The organism is Stenotrophomonas sp. IS26, from assembly GCF_054188265.1.
This window is the reverse complement of sequence record NZ_JBSZJV010000014.1, coordinates 87,075-104,750: the sequence shown is the minus strand read 5'-3', so window position 1 is coordinate 104,750 and position 17,676 is coordinate 87,075. Positions and strand designations below refer to the sequence as shown.

The 17,676-nt window shown below is 67.7% G+C and carries 7 protein-coding genes and 1 pseudogene; 4 read left to right on the top strand and 4 right to left on the bottom strand.

Going from position 1 to position 17,676, the window contains the following annotated elements:
• Positions 1 to 5: 5 nt before the first annotated feature.
• On the bottom strand, positions 6 to 1,403 hold the full coding sequence (locus ACW6W5_RS13165) for a sensor histidine kinase (RefSeq protein ID WP_152153217.1): 1,398 nt from the start codon (positions 1,401 to 1,403) through the stop codon (positions 6 to 8).
• Complete coding sequence (locus ACW6W5_RS13160) at positions 1,396 to 2,070, bottom strand: response regulator (RefSeq protein ID WP_152153215.1); 675 nt, start codon at positions 2,068 to 2,070, stop codon at positions 1,396 to 1,398. Before ACW6W5_RS13160 ends, ACW6W5_RS13165 begins: the two co-directional genes overlap by 8 nt.
• A gap of 62 nt (positions 2,071 to 2,132) precedes the next feature.
• Here ACW6W5_RS13160 and ACW6W5_RS13155 point away from each other — a divergent pair, with 62 nt between their 5' ends.
• From ACW6W5_RS13155 to ACW6W5_RS13140, 4 genes and pseudogenes are all read left to right on the top strand, one after another.
• Positions 2,133 to 3,392 carry a TolC family protein gene (locus ACW6W5_RS13155; protein ID WP_152153213.1) on the top strand — a complete coding sequence of 420 codons (1,260 nt, stop codon included), beginning with the start codon at positions 2,133 to 2,135 and terminating at the stop codon, positions 3,390 to 3,392.
• Positions 3,389 to 4,567, top strand: coding sequence for an efflux RND transporter periplasmic adaptor subunit (locus tag ACW6W5_RS13150; RefSeq protein ID WP_152153211.1), 1,179 nt, complete (start codon positions 3,389 to 3,391; stop codon positions 4,565 to 4,567). Before ACW6W5_RS13155 ends, ACW6W5_RS13150 begins: the two co-directional genes overlap by 4 nt.
• Positions 4,564 to 7,669 (top strand): annotated as a pseudogene (locus ACW6W5_RS13145) (efflux RND transporter permease subunit). The gene ACW6W5_RS13150 and the pseudogene ACW6W5_RS13145 overlap by 4 nt, the downstream one beginning before the upstream one ends.
• 101 nt (positions 7,670 to 7,770) lie before the next feature.
• Positions 7,771 to 8,487 carry a hypothetical protein gene (locus ACW6W5_RS13140; RefSeq protein ID WP_226956662.1) on the top strand — a complete coding sequence of 239 codons (717 nt, stop codon included), beginning with the start codon at positions 7,771 to 7,773 and terminating at the stop codon, positions 8,485 to 8,487.
• Positions 8,488 to 8,495: 8 nt separating this feature from the next.
• Here the strand turns inward: ACW6W5_RS13140 and ACW6W5_RS13135 are convergent, their stop codons facing one another.
• Both ACW6W5_RS13135 and ACW6W5_RS13130 read right to left on the bottom strand, forming a co-directional pair.
• Positions 8,496 to 8,756, bottom strand: coding sequence for a hypothetical protein (locus tag ACW6W5_RS13135; RefSeq protein WP_121036810.1), 261 nt, complete (start codon positions 8,754 to 8,756; stop codon positions 8,496 to 8,498).
• A complete protein-coding gene (locus ACW6W5_RS13130) occupies positions 8,753 to 17,464 on the bottom strand; it encodes a glycoside hydrolase family 94 protein (protein WP_152153208.1) in 8,712 nt (2,903 codons plus the stop codon). The genes ACW6W5_RS13135 and ACW6W5_RS13130 overlap by 4 nt, the downstream gene beginning before the upstream one ends.
• Between the last annotated feature and the right edge of the window lie 212 nt (positions 17,465 to 17,676).

The following is a 17,676-nucleotide window of genomic DNA, read 5'->3' as shown; positions in this document are numbered from 1 at the left end:
GGCGGTCATCCGCGTTGCTCAGGGAAGGCGAGCATGACCTTGGCGCCGCCCAGTGGCGATGTGCCGATGGACAGCGTGGCGCCGTGCCTGCCGGCGATCTCGGCGACGATCGCCAGGCCCAGCCCGCAACCATCGCCGCTGGCGTCCCCCCGCCAGAAGCGTTCGGTAACGCGGCCGCGCAGGGTGGGATCGATGCCGGGGCCGTTGTCATTGACGCTGATACGGATCTCGCCCTGGATCGTTTCCACGCTCACCGTGATCACGCCTTCAAGCGCGCCGTAACGCATCGCGTTGTCGACCAGGTTGCTGATCGCTTCGCGCAACAACTGCGGTTCTCCGATCAGTATCACACCGGCATCCGGCCCTTCGTACCCCAGGTCGACGCCTGCGATCACGGCGCCATCCATGAGGCGCTCCAATGCTTCGCGCGCCAGCTCGGCAATGTCCACCGGCCGCATCGCCAGCATCGCGCCGGCGCTGTCTTCGGAACGGCTCAAGATGAGCAGTTGATGGGTGAGGTGGCGCAGGCGCGTCAGCCCCCGCAGCAGGCCTGCCAGTGCGTCCCGCTGTGCGGCCGGATCCTGTTCGCGCAGCGCGCTCTCCAGCTCGATCTGCAGCCCGGCCAGCGGTGTGCGCAACTGGTGTGCCGCGTTGCTGATGAAGCGCTGCTGGGCATCCTGCATCGCCGAAAGCCGGCTCACGAGCTGGTTGAAGGCATCCACGGCGGGCCACAGCTCGCGCGGCGCGGCGTCCTGTGGGTCCAGGGGCATCAACGCATCAAGCGGAGCACTGGCCAGCCGCCGTGCGGCACCGTTGGTATGCCGCGCTGCGGCGCCGGTACCTGACCAGGCCAGCCACGCGGCAAGCAGCAGGATCGTGCCCTGCAGCGGAATGCTCGCCAGCAGCAGGCGATGCTCCAATCGAAGGCGTTTGGTACGGGTCTCGGCCACGCGGATCACAATCGGGGTGGCCGAGCCCGGCGGGGTCATCGCGACCTGCACGACGCGCACGTCGCGGCCGTCGATCACCGCGTCATAGTAGCTGCGCGCCGGGCTGTCATCGGCGTCCTCGGCCAGCACGGCGGTGGCCCTCGGCAGCGCGCCGGTACCGTAGAGTCGCGTGCCATCGGCGCGGGTCACGTCGCCATATATCCGATCCACCGTGTCCCAGGTGAACATGCGCGAGACGGCGGGGGAAATCTCCATGTGGACGGTGTCGCCGCGCACCTCGATCAACTGTGCCAGCGCCATCGCCGAATCCAGCAGCCAGCGGTCGTACACCTGTTCGGCGTAGTGCCGCGCCAACACGAACGAGCCCACCGCACTGGCCAGCAGCAGCACCAGCAGTGGCAGCCACAGGCGCCGCAGCAGGACGCCGCGCAGGCTGTACGGTGCCTCAGCCATCACTGGCCTCCAGGCGGTAGCCAAGACCACGGAGCATACGGATGCCGACTTTGGCATCGGCCAGTTGCAGCTTGCGGCGCAGGCGGCTGATGTGGACTTCGATCACCGACAGGCTGGCCTCGTGATCCCAGCTGTAGACCGCATCGAACAGGCGCTGCTTGGCCACGATGCGCCCCGGCTGCTGCAGCAGGATCTCCATCAGGGCCAGCTCGCGTGCAGTAAGTTCCAGCGGTTGATCGCCAACACGCAGTTCGCGGGTGCCGGTATCCAGGCGCAGGGCGCCCAGCTGGCGCAGGGCAGGGGCCGTGGACTGGCGACGGGCGAGCGCACGCAGGCGCGCTTCGAGTTCGCCGAGGGCGAAGGGCTTGGCGAGGTAGTCATCGCCGCCACTATCCAACCCGCGGATACGGTCCTCCACGCCATCGCGTGCGGTGAGAATCAGTACGGGGACGGAAAAGCCCTCCTGCCGTAACCGAGCCAGCAGATCCAATCCATCGATGTCGGGCAGGGAAAGATCCAGCACCACCAGGTCGTAGCTGACGCTGGCCAGCGCCGACGGCGCGGCCAGGCCACGGGCGAGATGATCGCAGGCATGACCGGCGCGGGTGAGTGCGCGCACCAGGCCATCGGCCAGCGCGGCATCGTCTTCAATCAGCAGAATGCGCATTGCAAGGTTGACGCAAGGTTCGGGAAAGTTTGACGAAAGCGCTGCACCTTACCGTGTCCGCAATGAATACCACCACCCGCTGTGCCGCCCTGATGGCCGCACTTCTGATTGTGCCGGGCACCGCTTCGGCACTGACGCTGGCCCAGGCGGAACAGGCCATGGCAGCGCATAACCCGGATCTGCTCGCGGCAGCGATCGCGCTGCGCGGCACGCAGGGCGATGCCGTGAGTGCATCGCGACGCCCCAGCCCGGAGCTGAGCGTGGGCACCTCCAAGATCAGCCGGCAGGAGGGCATCGGCCCGGGCCGATGGAAAGACAAGCGCGTGGATTCCACCCTCGGCCTGGGTTGGACCTGGGAGCGTGGTGGCAAGCGCGGTTGGCGCATGCGTCAGGCCGACGCCTTGGTCGAGGCGGCCAACCTCAGCCTGCTCGACGGGCGACGCCAACAGCAGGTGGCGCTCACCGAGGCGTACTTCGGGTTGAAGGCTGCGCAGGAACTGCAACGCATCGCGGCGGAGGACCGCCGTGCGTCGGCGGAGAGCCTGGCTGCAGCGGACAAGCAGGTGGCGACCGGCGCCCTGGCCCCGATCGAGCGCGCACGGTTGGCGGTGGATGACCTCAAGGTGGCCGATGCCGCCCGTGAGGCCGAGCGTGGCCTTCGCGAGGCACGCCATGTGCTTGCGCTGCTGTTGGGCAACGACATCGATGCTGCGCTCAGCGCCGACGATGCGTGGCCGCGCGCGGGCGCGACCGCGACACCCGCGACACCCGCACCGACCGCGTTGGAGGAGCGCGTTGATCTGCGTGCCGCCGAGGCGCGGGTGATCGCGGCGGACGCAGCACGTGCACTGGTCCGCAGTGAACGCCGGCGTGATGTGCAGTTCGGCCTCGAAGCCGAGCGCGAGCCAGCCGATATCGGCGGGGTGACCTGGGGCGTCTCGATGAGCGTGCCGCTGGGCGGTGCCAAGCGCTGGCGGGGCGAGCAGCAGCGAGCGGAGGCGGACTACGACGCCGCTGTCCTGGAACGGCAGCAGTTGCGGCGCGCAGCGACCGCCGAACTGGATCAGTTGCAGCACGCACTGGCCGCCGCCGCACAGCGCCGCACCGAGTACGAACAGCTGCAGGGACCGGCGGCAAGGCAGAGCCTGGACGGCCTGGAACTGGCCTATCGCCGAGGTGCCGCCACGTTGACGGATCTGCTGGATGCAAGGCGCAGCTGGCGCGAGTTCGAATCCGATCTGATCGATGCGCGGTTGGCGCATGTCTCCGCCCTGACGCGCTGGAATGCCGCCGTTACTGCTTCCGAAGGACACCCCCGATGATGTATTCCCGCACCGCCGGCTCGGCCCGGCTGCTTTCGTTGCTCGTGGCCGCCGTGCTGGCCGGTGGCTGCGCGCGCGATGCCGGACCTGTGGCCGTGCCGGCCCCGACGGTCGACGGCGCCACCATCCGCTTCGCTGCCGACAGCCCGCAACTGAAGGTGTTGCGAAGCGAAGCCGTGACCGATGGCTCGGCCTCGGTCCTGCAGCTGCCGGCGCGCATCACCTGGGATGACACGCGTTCCAGCCAGCTGCGCTCACCGCTGCCGGGCCAGGTGGCGCGTATCGAGGCGGCGCCCGGCGAGAAGATCAAGGCGGGTCAGGTGCTGGCGTGGGTGACCTCGCCTGAGTTCGGGCAGGTGCAGGCCGAGGGCGCCCGTGGCGCCGCCGAGCTTCGCCAGGCACGCAACGAACTGGCCCGCGTCCGCGAACTGCATGAGGCCGGCGTCGCCTCGGGGCGCGAACTGGACGAAGCCGAATCCGCACTGGCGGCCAACGAGGCCGAGCATGCCCGCCTGCGGGCGCTGACCCGCGGTTTCGGCAGCAGCCGCAGCATCGACCAGCGCATGCCGCTGCGTTCGCCCATCGACGGCATCCTGGTCGAGCGCCGGATGAGCCCGGGCATGAACGTGTCGCCGGATGCCGAGCTGCCGTTGGCGGTGGTGAGCGATCCGGACCGCCTATGGTTGATCGTCGATGTTCCCGAGGCGCTTGCGGGTCGCCTCAAGCCCGGGATGGCCGTCAGCCTCACGCCCGGCCAAGGCGAGGCAGCGCACGCCGTACTCGGCCATGTGGATGACTACATCGACACCGAGCGCCACGTGGTGCAGGCGCGTGCAGAGCTGGACAACCGTGAGCGCCGCTTCAAGGCGGGTCAGTACGTACGGGCTGCGATCACGGTGCCGATGGACGGTGGCGTATCGCTGCCGGAGGGGGCAGTGCTGCTGCTCGGGCGTGAGCAGGTGGTGTTCGTCGACGAGGGCAAGGGCCGGTTCGCGCGGCGCTCCGTGCAGGCCGAGGAGTTGGGCCAAGGGCGCTTGTGGGTGGGGCAGGGGCTGGCCGCCGGCGCGCGCGTGGTTGTGGACGGCGGTCTGCTGCTGCAGCAGGTGCTCGATCAAAACGTTGGCAGCGCTGAGTCACCCGCCGGTGGTGCGGCGGCAGCCAAGGCTGCCCCATGATCGATCGTCTGATTGCGTACTGCCTGCGTCAGCCGTTGATGGTGATGCTGGCGCTGCTGATCTTCATCGGCGCCTCGTTCGCCGCGTTCCGCGAGCTGCCGGTGGAAGCCTTCCCGGACGTCTCCGATACCCAGGTCACCGTGGTGACGCTGCACCCTGGGCGCGCGGCCGAAGAAGTTGAGCGCGAAGTCACGATGCCGCTGGAGGTGGCGCTGTCCGGTATCCCGCACTCGGTGCGCGTGTTCTCGCACACCCAGTTCGGGCTGTCGATGATCATCCTGACCTTCGATGACGGCGCCGACGACTATTTCGCGCGCGCCCAGGTAATGGAGCGCCTGCAGGGGGGTGGACCTGCCCGACGGTGTGCAGCCGGAGATGGAGGCGATGAGTTCGGCGGTGGGCGAGATCTACCGCTATGTCCTGCACGCGCCACACATGAGCTCCACTGAGCTGCGCACCGTGCAGGAATGGGTCATGGAGCGGCGCCTGCGTACGGTGCCGGGCGTGGCCGACGTGGTCAGTTTTGGCGGCTATGCACGGACCTTCCAGGTGGAGCCGGACCTGGGCAAGCTGCGTGACCGCGGGATCAGCCTGGAGGAATTTGCCGAGGCGCTGGAGCGGGGTAGTGCGAACGCCGGCGGCGGCTATGTAGAACGTGGGCAGCAGCAGTATCTGATCCGTGGTGTTGGGCTGATGCGTTCGCCGGCCGATATCGGCACCGTTGTGGTGGGGGAGCGGCAAGGCACACCGGTGCTGGTGCGCGACCTCGCCCGCATCGTCGATACCGGCCTGCCGCGGCAGGGCCTGGTTGGCCAGGATGACAACGACGACGCCGTGTTCGGCATGGTGCTGATGCGCAAGGGCGAGAACCCGTCCCTGGTGCTGGATGCGTTGCATGCGCGCGTGGCCGAGATCGAGGCCACTCACCTGCCGGACGGGGTCACGCTTGAACCGTTCTACGACCGTTCCTGGCTGGTCTCGACCACCCTGAAGACGGTGTTCCGCAACCTGGTGGAGGGTGCGGTGCTGGTGTTCCTGGTGCTGTGGCTGTTCCTCTACAACGCCCGTGCGGCGTTGATCGTGGCAGCGATGATGCCGCTGGCCTTGCTGTCGACCTTCCTCGGCCTGCACCTGTGGGGCGTGCCGGCCAATCTGCTCTCACTGGGCGCGATGGACTTCGGCATCATCATCGATGGTGCGGTGATCGTGACCGAGCACATCGTCTCGCGCATGTCGAAGATGCCGCCCGGCAGCACCCGGCGCGAGCGCATGGCGACGGTGTTGTCAGCCGCGTCGGAGGTGGGGCGGCCGACCTTCTTCTCGATGCTGATCATCATCGCCGCGCACATCCCGATCTTCACCCTGCAGCGCCAGGAAGGCCGGATGTTCGCCCCCATGGCCTATTCGGTGACGTCGGCGCTGATCGGCGCACTGATCCTTGCCCTGACCGTGGTGCCGCTGCTGTGCTTCTGGTGGCTGCGGCGCGAGCGGTTGAAAGGCGAGAACCCGGTGATGAACCGGCTGGTCGGCTGGTACCGCCCGTGGCTGGAGGGGGCGATGGCGCGGCCCCGTGCGGTGGTGCTTGCGGCAGTGGCCATGTTGGTGGTGACGCTGGCGTTGGGCACGCGGTTGGGGTCGGAATTCCTGCCCGAACTGGACGAAGGCTCGATCTGGCTGACCGCCACACTCGACCCCAGCACCAGCCTGGCCGAGGCGCAGGCCCAATCCCGGCGCATCCGTGACCTGGTGCGGACCCTGCCCGAGGTTTCGACGGTGGTGGCCAAGCTGGGTCGCCCCGAGGATGGCTCCGATGCCAAGGGCGCCAACCAGATCGAAGCGCTGGTTGCGCTCAGGCCCGAGTCCGAGTGGACCCGAAAGATCGACAAGCGCGAGCTGGTGGCGCAGATGCAGCGCATTCTGGAAGCGCGTATTCCCGGCCCCGAGTTCTCGATCTTCCAGCCGGTGCGCGACAACATCCTGGAGAGTATTTCCCAAATCAAGGGCCAGGTGGTGATCAAGGTCAGTGGCGAGGATCTGGACGTGCTGACCGGCCAGGCCCAGGCGATCCTGGCGCAGGTGAAGGGCGTGGACGGCGTGGAGAGCGCTTTCATCGACCGCGACGGCAGCCTGCCGCAGCTGCGCATCGATATCGATCGCGACCGCGCGGCGCGCTACGGCCTCAACGTGCAGGATATCGATGCCGTGATCGAGACCGCCATCGGCGGCCGCGAGGTCGGCCAACTGTGGGAGGGCGAGCGCCAGTTCCCGATCAGCCTGCGCCTGTCCGATGCCGACCGCGATCTGCAGCGCCTGCGCACCGTGCCGGTGGGGACGGCCTCAGGCCAGACAGTGACGCTGGGCGATGTAGCGGACTTCAACATGGCCAGCGGCGCGATCAACATCTCGCGTGAGAACGCCCAGCGCGTCAAAGCCGTGAGCATCTTCATCGCCGGCCGCGACATGGGCAGCGTCGTTGCCGATATGCGCAAGCAGGTGGATGCCACCATTCAATTGCCAGAAGGCTACCGCATCGACTGGTCCGGCGAGTTCGAGAACCAGCAGCGCGCCATGGCTCGCCTGGGCTGGGTGGTGCCCCTGTCGGTGCTGATCATCTTCGTGCTGCTGTTTGATGCCTTCAAGGACGTCACCAGCGCCGCGCTGATCCTGGCCAACGTTCCGCTGGCGATGATCGGCGGCATCCTGGCGCTGCTGCTGACCGGGACTCCGTTGTCGGTGTCGGCGGCGATCGGCTTCATTGCGTTGTTCGGGCAAGCGGTGCTCAACGGCGTGATCATGCTGACGCGCTTCGGGCAATTGCGCGAGCAGGGCATGGTGCTCTACGACGCCGTGGTGCAGGGCGCACTGCAGCGCCTGCGCACGGTGCTGATGACGGCGCTGTTGGCGATGTTCGGGTTGCTGCCGATGGCGACGTCGCATGCGATTGGCGCTGAGACCCAGAAGCCGCTGGCGGTGGTGGTGATTGGCGGGCTGCTCTCGGCGATGTTGCTAACCCTGCTGGTACTGCCGACGCTGTACTACTGGGTGCATCGGCGGCGGGAGCAGCGGCGGGGCGGGGTGGGGGCGGAGGCCGAAGCGGTGTAAAAGGCGCTGGCCGGCTGGCTGGGTAGGGCGCGGAGGCGTCGTTGCCCGGCCGGCGGTATGATCTGCGATCGCACGGAGAGCGGAGCTGATCAGGAATGGAGATGACCACGAACGCCGCAGCGCCTGGCGCACCTGAACCACGCGAAGCTTCTGCCCCTGGAATGGAGCTCAGTTTCTCCTGGTTACACGACAACGTTGCGGCCTACGTTGCCCGTAGCCGGGAGGCGAAGCCGTCGCGCGTGGAGCGCGCCTCCCTCTGGATCGGCTTGGGTGCGGCAGGCGTGGGGCTGCTCGCCGCTGCGTTGAGCCCACGCTTCATCGCTCCGCAGCCAGCGGCAATCACGTCATCCATCTGTCTGGTGGTGGAGCTGGCGGGGTTTGCCGTCCATCTGATCCTCACGGCAAAGCGTGAACTACCCCAGCTTCTCAGACTGCGGCGCTCGCACGCAGTAGAAATGGATGTCGATTTCGCCTACTGGCGCCGCCTTGTGGGTCAACTTCGGGCGTTCCCGAGCGAGCACTGCGAGGAAATGCTGCGATTCTCGAGTGGACTGCGCCAGCGCATGGATGAGCGCATGGGGTTTGCGTTTGGAGGTATTCAACGTCTCGGCATCTTCCCGGTCCTGGTTGCGCTCTATCTACAGTTCCGCAACTGGACCTGGGGAGACTGGGCTACAGCGTTCGATGTGAATCCAGTTGCGGGCCTGATCATCTGGATGATGGTGCTGCTTTACGCGGCTGGCTGGATGTTGATCGGGCTTCGAACCCGGCTGGATACGTACGTCAGCCTGCTTGAAGCTGCACTGCAGAAGCGGTGACGAAGCCATCACTCTCCTGGCTCGCCCGGCGGCACGCTTTCATCGCGTTCGTGCCATGGCGGCAACTCCAGCCCATGGCCCTTGAGCATGGCCTGTATACACGCACGCGCATGGTCCCTCTCCGCATTCGCGCATTGGTCGAGAATCTCGCCAGTCAGCTGTTCAAACTGCGGCCAGAACTGCGCCGGGTGGCGCACGCGCGCCACCCAGTGGTCCAGCTTGTCGGCCAGGGCATCGAGCTGCACCTGTATGTCGGGACGAACGTTCATCCCGGAGGTGCACCCAGATCAAGCGCGACACGGTAGTAATGACCGTCGTCGCGGAGCAGGACGTTGAGGTCCGGCTGCAGGACGTCATCCACATGCAGCGTCGGCTGGCCCTGCGCCGTGCGGGTCACCACGAACTCATACAGGCTGCGCCCGAAGCGGTAGCTCAGTTCGAAGGACGGCCAGTGATCGGGCAGGCACGGTTCAAGCGACAGACGATCGCCGTCGCGACGGATGCCGAGCAGGGATTCCACCAGCAGGCGATACATCCAGCCGGCCGAGCCGGTGTACCACGTCCAGCCGCCACGCCCGACATGCGGCGACACGGCGTAGACATCGGCGGCCAACACATAGGGTTCGACGCGGTAGGTCTGGACCGCCGCCGGGTCCAGTGCGTGGTTGAGGGGGTTGATCATGCCGGCCAGCTCCCAGGCACGTACCGCATCGCCCTGCTGTGCGAATGCCATCGCCGCCCACACCGCCGCGTGGGTGTACTGGCCGCCATTCTCGCGCACGCCGGGTACGTAACCCCGAATGTAACCGGGGTCCTCCGTGGTCTGGTCGAAGGGCGGGTCGAGGAGCTGGATCAGCTTGGCGTCCTTTCGCACCAGATGCGTGTACAGCGAATCCAGTGCTTGGCTGGCACGCTCAGGCGCGGCAACGCCCGACAGCACCGACCAGCTCTGGGAGATCGAGTCGATGCGGCATTCCTGGTTTTGTGACGAGCCCAACATGGCGCCGTTGTCGAACCAGGCACGGCGATACCATGCCCCGTCCCAGGCATGCTGCTCCAGGTTCTGACGCAGGCGTTCGGCCTGTTCTTCGCACCATTGCGCACGGGCGGCATCGCCGCGCGCGTTGGCCAGCCCGACGAAGCGGCGAAGCGTGTCATGCAGGAAGAACCCGAGCCAGACACTTTCACCGCGCTGTTGGTCGCCGACGCGGTTCATGCCGTCGTTCCAATCGCCGCTGCCCATCAACGGAAGCCCGCGTTCGCCGAGCAGCCGGCACCCGCGTTCCAGCGCGACGACGCAGTGCGCATAGAGTGTGCCGCGCTGTGCCGAAAGGGTGGGCATGTCGTAGTAGCCTTCCTCTTCCGTGGTCACCGCGCGCCCCTCGATGTAGCCGACCACTTCGTTCAGCACGCTGGCGTCGCCGGTGACCTCCAGGTAGCGGCATGCGCCCTGGGGCAACCACAGATAATCGTCCGAGCAGCGGGTGCGCACGCCGCGACCTTGCGGCGGGTGCCACCAGTGCATCACATCGCCTTCGGTGAACTGGTGTGCCGCGCAGAGCAGCAGGTGTTCGCGGGTCAGGTCCGGGCGCGCGTGTACGAGGGCGAGCGCGTCCTGCAGCTGGTCACGGAAGCCGAACGCGCCGCCGGATTGATAGTAGCCACTGCGTGCCAGGTAGCGGCAGCCCAAGGTCTGGTAGACCAGCCAGCCATTGGCCAGTGCGTCGAACGCCGGGTCCGGCGTGCGGACCTGCACCGTGGCCAGGACGTTGCGCCAGTGGATGCGCACGGCGTCCAGCGCATCGATGGCTTCCTGGTTGCCCTGGCGGCTTCGTGCCAACGCCAGCGTTTCCTCGCGGTCGCGCCCCGCGCCAAGGCGGAACGTGGTTTCACTGCGGTCGCCCGGCGCCAGCTCCAGCGGCACCTGGATCGCCGCGCAGGGATCCATGCCCGCACCGGCCCGTGCATCCAGACGCTCGCGACGCAGCGCCGCAGGTGCGTGCAGGCCACCGTTGCGGCCGATGAACTCCAGGCGATCACAGGTCCAGCCGCAGCCCTCGGCATCGGTGTCGAAGAAGGCCATCCGGCCGCCGAACTCGGTGCTGTAACTGTTGCGCGCCATCAGCGCCCCGGTCTGCGGGTCGCGTTCGGTGACCACATGCATGCGCGACTTCGGGCGCAGGTCACCCATGACCCATTCCACGTAGCCGATGGCCGACAGCCGCCGTGGCCGGCCCGAGAGGTTGTGCAACCGCAGGACCGAGAACTTCAGCGGGGCGGTGACGTCGACGAACACCCACAACTCACTGACGATGCCGTCATCGATGTGCTCGTAGACGGTGTAGCCGAATCCATGGCGCGTCCGGTACGCCCCGGTGCCCCGGCACGGCAGCGGCATCGGCGACCAGACACGGCCAGTGTCCTCGTCGCGCACGTAGAAGGCTTCGCCGCCGGTGTCGGACACCGGATCGTTGAGCCAGGGCGTCAAGCGGAATTCATGTGCATTTTCGAACCACGTATAGCCCGGTGCGCTCTCGCTGACGACCGTGCCCAGACGGGCGTTCGCGATCACGTTCGCCCACGGCGCCGGGGTCGGGGCACCCTCGCGCACCACCACCACGTATTCGCGGCCGTCCTCGCTGAAACTGCCGGTGCCGTTGTCGAACAGGCCGGCGCCGCGGTACGGAAGGAACGGCCACGGGTCGTCCACCACTTCGTCGTGCTCAACGCCCGGGGGCAGTCCGGGTTCGGGCCCGGGGTCGGCGACGATGGCCAGCCCGGGCGTCTCTTCCATAGCCAGGGCCAGCTCCTGCTGCTCCGCCTGCGGCACCAGGGCCGGAATCCGTCGCACAGGCAGCGGCTGGCGCCCCACCTGCGCCGCCAGCGTGCCGTCCTCGTCGCTGAGCACCACCCGTGCCACGGCCTGCAGCAGAACGCGGTCCTCGTGGCTCATGTTCTGCACCGGCCGCACGAAAATGCCGCCGGGGCGATCGAGCAGGCCGGTCTCCGAACTGGCCGCCACCATGCCCAGGATCTGGTCCTGCAGTTCCTGCCGATAGCCGGCCTTGCTGTCGTTCCAGATGACCAGGTCGGTGTTGAGTCCCTTCTGGCGCCAATACGCATGCGCCTGCACCAGCTGCCTGACCAGTTCTATGTTCTCCGCGTCGGTGACTTTGAGCAGGACGATGGGGAGGTCGCCCGAGATGGCATGGCCCCACAGCCCGGATTGTCCGCGCTGGTTCTGCTGCAGGACGGCGTCGCCCGCGCGCAGCAGCGGATTGGCATACAGCACGTGGCTGGCCAGGCGCTCGTACAACGATGCCTCGGCCTGGCTGGCGTTGATCTGCCGGCGCACCACCTGGCTGTGTGTCCAGGACAGGTCGAAGACACGGTCCGCCAGGCGACGATCACGGTATTTGTCGACCATCGCCTCGCACCCGGAGCGGTCGGCGCCAATGCCATACACCATGTCCAGCTGCACGGTCTGCTCGGGCTCCAGCACCACCCGCACGCGGATGGCCACGATCGGGTCGAGCACCGAGCCGTCCGTGCCGGAGAGGTCGGTATCGGTGGTCAACGCCTGTGGCGTCCGCGGCGTGTTGCCACGGCCCAGGAAGCGCGCACGGTCGGTTTCGTACGAGATCGATACCACCTCGGCGTCATGCACGGCGACCAGATGGAACATCCACGGTGGCACTTCGTCGTGCGAACGTGGCCGGCGCGTGCAGAGCACGGCCTGCTTGGCTGCCAGGATCTCGCTCTGCACGAAGAGGTTGCTGAAGGCCGGGTGCGCATCGTCGGAGGCTGCGGGCGCCAGCACCACTTCGGCATAGGTGGTGATCTCCACCGTGCGCTGGCGACGGCCGCGGTTGGTCAGGCGCAGGCGCCTGAGCTCGATGTCGTCCTCGGCGGAAATGGCGACCTGCAGATGACTCTCGCAGCCGCGGCGGGCACCACGGAACTCTGCCTTGGCGTCGGAGAAGATCGCCTCGTAATGGTCCAGCGGCACGCAGGTGGGCTGGTAGGCGGCAGACCAGAACTCGCCGCTGTCCACGTCGCGCAGGTAGCAGAACGTGCCCCAGGCATCGGTGGTGCCGTCTTCGCGCCAGCGGGTGAGTGACAGGTCGCCGTGGCGGCTGTACCCGCCGCCGGCATGGGTCAGCATCCCGTGGTAGCGCCCATTGGAGAGCAACTGCACTTCCGGGCGCGGGCCAGCCGGGTCGCGCAGGACGCGCAGGGAGGTCTCGTGCTCGGCCATGGCCGAGTGCTCGCCCAGGGCTTCGACCTCATGCGGATGGAACACGCCGATGCGCGGGATGCGTTCCTGCAGCAGCAGCAAGGTGGCCTGGAACTCGGTATCGGCAACGAAACGGCGCTGCATCGGCTGGTCGCGCAACAGGTAATCCAGCGACAGCAGGCCCATACCCTGGTGGTGGGCCATGAACGAGCGCAGCAGCACGTGATCCTGCCCCGGCGGTAGCCGGGCGGGGGTGTAGTCGATCGCTTCGTACATGCCAAAGCGCCCGGAGAACCCCAACCCTTCGAGTGCCTGGAGGTTCTGGCACGCCGCCTCTGGCGCCACCATCAGCGCCATCATGCTGGCATAGGGCGCGATGACCCGATCCTGACCGAGGCCGCGCTTGAGCCCCAACCCGGGCACGCCGAACGCGCGGTACTGGTAGTTCAGGCGGGCATCGACCGCGTTATAGCCGGACTCGGACACGCCCCACGGCAGGTTCAAGGTACGGCCGTAGACGATCTGTGCCTCGACCGCATGCCGCGCAGTCTGGTCGAGCAGCGTATCCGGATAGCTGGGCATCACCAGCTGCGGCATGAGGTACTCGAACATCGAGCCACTCCACGACAACAGCGTCGGGGTGCCGTTGACCTCGGTGAGCATCCGCCCGAGCGCGAACCAGCTCTCCTGTGACAACTGGCCCTGGGCGATGGCGACGAAGGCGCACAGCCGCGCTTCGGACGCCAGCAAGTCGTAGAAGCTGTTGTCGAGGCGATGGTCGTCGACGTTGTAGCCGATCGAGAGCAGGTTGCGGGTGCGGTAGAACAGGAACCCGTATTCCATCAGCGAGAACTGCCCGGCGCGGTGCGCCAGCGCCTGCAGCTGCTCGATGCGCGCGCGCGCGTCCGCACCGGCGGAACCGGGCAGGGCGGCCAGCTGGCGCAGGCTGGGCACCGGCGCCTCATCGTCCGCGCCGGCATCGGCCGGGAGGTTGGCAAGTGTTGCGTGGGCGGCATGGCATTCGGCAGCGAACAGGGCCGGCCAGTGCAGCGCACCTTCCTCGGGCGACTCCGGTGCCGGCCATTGCGCCAGTACGGCGTCGGCCAGACCGGCCAGCTCCTGCAACCGGGCGAGCAGCTGCGCCGTGCCACGGGGTGGATCGGTACGCGTTGAGGCCAGGCGCTGGCGAAGGTGGTTGAGTGCCTCGCCCAGTGGCGCGTCAGCAGGGCGATAGCGCTGCCGTTCTTCTTCCAGCACGCCGAGCGTATCGGCCAGGCCGTCGAAGGTATGTGGCGCCAGCACTGGCGCATCCACCAGCGCGAGGAGGCCTTGGCGCAGCGTCAGCAGGTGGCCGGCCAGGTTGCCGCTGTCCACGGTGGAGACGTAGCGCGGCTGCAGCGGCGCCAGGGTTTCGGTGTCGTACCAGTTCAGGAAGTGGCCGCGGTGTCGCGGCAGCTGGTCCAGCGTATCGAACGTGAGCGCGGTACGTTCCGCGACTGCGCCCTGCTGCAGCCAGCCGAAATCCCACGCAGACAGATTGGCCAGCAGCGACAGGCCGATGTTGGTCGGCGAGGTGCGCCGCGCCACCATCAGGGTTGGATGCTCCTGGATGTTATCTGGCGGCAGCCAATGATCCTGCTCGCGCACCCACGCCTGGAAGAACGACCAGGTGCGCCGCGCCAGCCGGCCCAGGAATGCCCGATGTGTCACGGAAAGTTCGGCCACGCTTGCGGCCGGCGGCCGGCCCAGCCACGCCATCAAGGCGGGGGCGAAGACCCACGCCAACAGCAGGGGCAGGGCGACAGGCAGCGCCTGCGGAGCCACGCTGGCCACAACGGCCGCCAGCGCAATTGCCAGCAACGATGCCGGCGCCATCACCCGCCATTCCGCGCCGCGGTCGCTGCCGAGGCGGCGTTCGACTTCGCTGGAGGGGTTCCATTGCAGCAGGTGGCGGCGGGTGACGGTCATGCGCCAGAGCGTGCGCAGCACCGCCCCACCGGCCAGCAACGCTTCGTAGGGCAGACACGCGACCTGGGTGGCCGCGCGCAGCAACGACTGCAGCGTGCCGCGCCCGACCATGATGTAGTGCGCTTCCAGCGGGGTGTCGTCCGGAACGCTCAGCGCATCGCGCAGCATGCCGATCAACGGCGGCGCGAACCACAGTGCCAGCACCCATGCCGTCCACGCAGCCGGGCTTTCGGCATACAGCCAACCCGCCACCAGCAAGGCCAAGGCAGCGATCGGCACCAGGCTCCGGCGCAGGTTGTCCAGCAACTTGCCGCGCGACAGCAGGCTGAGCCGGTTGCGTTCCCAGCCCGATCCCGGGCGCGGTGTCCACGGCATCAACCAGGGCAGCAGCTGCCAGTCGCCGCGGATCCAACGCGCACGGCGCTTGGCATCGGCGGCGTAGCGTTCGGGATAGTCCTCGTACAGGCGCACATCGCTGACCAGGCCGGCGCGTGCATAGCAGCCTTCCAGCAGATCGTGGCTGAGGATGCGGTTCTCGGGCAGGCGGCCTTCGAGCGCATGCTCGAACGCTTCGACGTCATAAATGCCCTTGCCGACGAACGAGCCTTCGTCGAACAGGTCCTGGTAGACATCCGAGACCATGCGGGAGTACGGATCGATGCCGGGCTCGCTGCCGAACATCCTGGCAAACCGCGAGGTGCGGCGCGTGCCGAGACTGGTGCCGACGCTGGGCTGCAGGATGCCGTAGCCCTCCACCACGCGTTGCAGCGCCGGATCGAAGCGCGGGCGGTTGAGCGGGTGCGCGAGGGTGGCGACGAAGGCGCGTGCGGCATCCCGCGGAAGCTGCGTGTCCGAATCCAGGGTGATGACGTAGAGGACGCCGATCAGGGCCGCCGTGTCACCGACGGTGCGCATGAACGCGGCCGCATTGCCCTGGCGGAGCAGGGCATTGAGGGCTGCCAGCTTGCCGCGCTTGCGCTCGTGCCCCATCCACACCCCTTCACCCGGGTTCCATTGCCTGGGGCGGTGCAGCAGGTAGAAGCGATCGCCGCGCTCAGCCGCATAGCGACTGTTCAATTCCTCGATCCGCTCCACGGCGTGCGCGAGCAGGGTGTCGTCCGTCGGCGTCTCGGCTGCCGCGGCATCGAGAAAGTCCGTCAGCAGCACAAAGCGCAGCTGAGGATCGCGGTTGGCCAGGAAGCGGACCTCCAGCGCTTCGGTCAGGACATCGATGCCGTCGATACTGGACAGCATCGAGGGGACCGCGACCACGGTGGAGCAGGCCGCAGGGATGCCTTCGCTGAAATCGAGCTTGGGCAGCGGCCTGGGCGTGACCAGTACCGTCGCCGTCCAGTTCACCAGGACGATGCCCAGCTCGCTGAACACCAGCAGCCCGAACAGCGCGGCCAGCCAGGCGGGTACCGAGCCACTACCCGAGGCCAGCAGGCCAGCGGTGGCCACCACCGCCAGCAGGGCGATCGGCAGCAGGTACAGGGCAAGGGGCACGCGATGCGCCAGTCGCCTGGCCTTGCGGTGGCGCGGTGCCGCCTCGGCCACCGCGGCCACGGTGGCGTCCACGCCTTCGCCCACGAGCCAATAGCCCACGTGCGTACGTGGCCCATCAAGCGGCGCAGCCGCCCGCGCCAGATCCATCGCGATGGTCGCAACGCGTTCTTCCGCAACGCGGCTGCCGCGCGCGATCTTCTCCACGACATGGCGATAGGCGTCGCGGGTGCCGAAATCCATCTGCGGATAGACGGCCATCGGGTCTTCCCGCAGCCGCTGTTCGACCACACTCATGTCTTCGACAAAGGTGCGCCAATCCATGGTGGAGAGGAATCGCAGGCTGCCGATGCTGTTGCCGATGGAGACCTGATCGGCCGCCTGCTGCTGCCCCTCTGCGGCGACCAGTTCGTCGATGCGCTGCCCGGCCGCGGCGGCCCACTGTTCCAGCCAGGCGATGGGCATGGCCCACGCACCGCCGCGCCCCTGCAGCGACCGGGTCAGCTCGGCGATGAAGGCGCCAGTCAAGGGTGGCTCGGAGCGTGCCATGTCCGCCACCACGAGCACGACATCGGTCGGGGTGTCGGACGCCGCGCGATTGAGACTGTCCGCCCATTGGGCAGCCAGGCCACGGTCCGTCCCGTCGCGCATCACCCGCGCCGCCATGCGCCGCAGATTCTCCAGCAGGGCCAGGCGCAGCATGATCGGAACGGCCCACAGTTCGCCCAGGCTCAGCGGCGCGAGCGACTGGTACGAGGCGATGAAGCGGCCCAGCGTATCCCCATCAATGCGGCCATCGCCGTGCGCGATCGCCTGCATCGACAGCTCATACACGCGCGGCAACCCGGCCGAGGGGCCGGCGACCAGCGAAGGCAACTGCCGGCTGTAGCCGCGCGGCAGGTGGCGTCGCGCGGTCTGGATCTGTTCTTCGATCAGGTAGTAGTTGTCGAGCAGCCATTCCCCGGCCGGGGTCACCGGCCGCTGTTCGCGCACTACGTTGCTGAGCAACGTGTTGGCATCTTCCAGGACACGTTCGTTGGCCTGCAGGCGATCGAGCAGGCGCTCTGCGCCAGGTCGCATCCGCACCCGATGCTGGCGCGCCAGTGCGCGGCCGTACACCTCCATCTGTTCAACGCTGTACAGCGCGGCACGCAGGGGGACCTCGGTGGCTTCAATGGCCGGAACCGAGGCCTGGCGCTCACGCCAGCGCCAACGGACAAGACGACGCAGGCGGAGCCAACGACCAAAAAGACGGCGAAAGTGGGGCATAGGTTACCGAGGAGGCAGGTCGCGTCCTTGCATAGTTGCATTCGGGGTGGCGTGGTAACTGTGAAGGCGGGGAGAGGTCGAGCGGCCCGGGTGGCCTGGGTGGCCGTGGCGCAACCTCAGGCCGTCGGTACAGTGCGGCCGGCAATCGTCAGCGGCCTGTAGGTTCGAGGGCAGGGCAGTGCCGACTACCCACCACAACGAGGGGCGTGAAT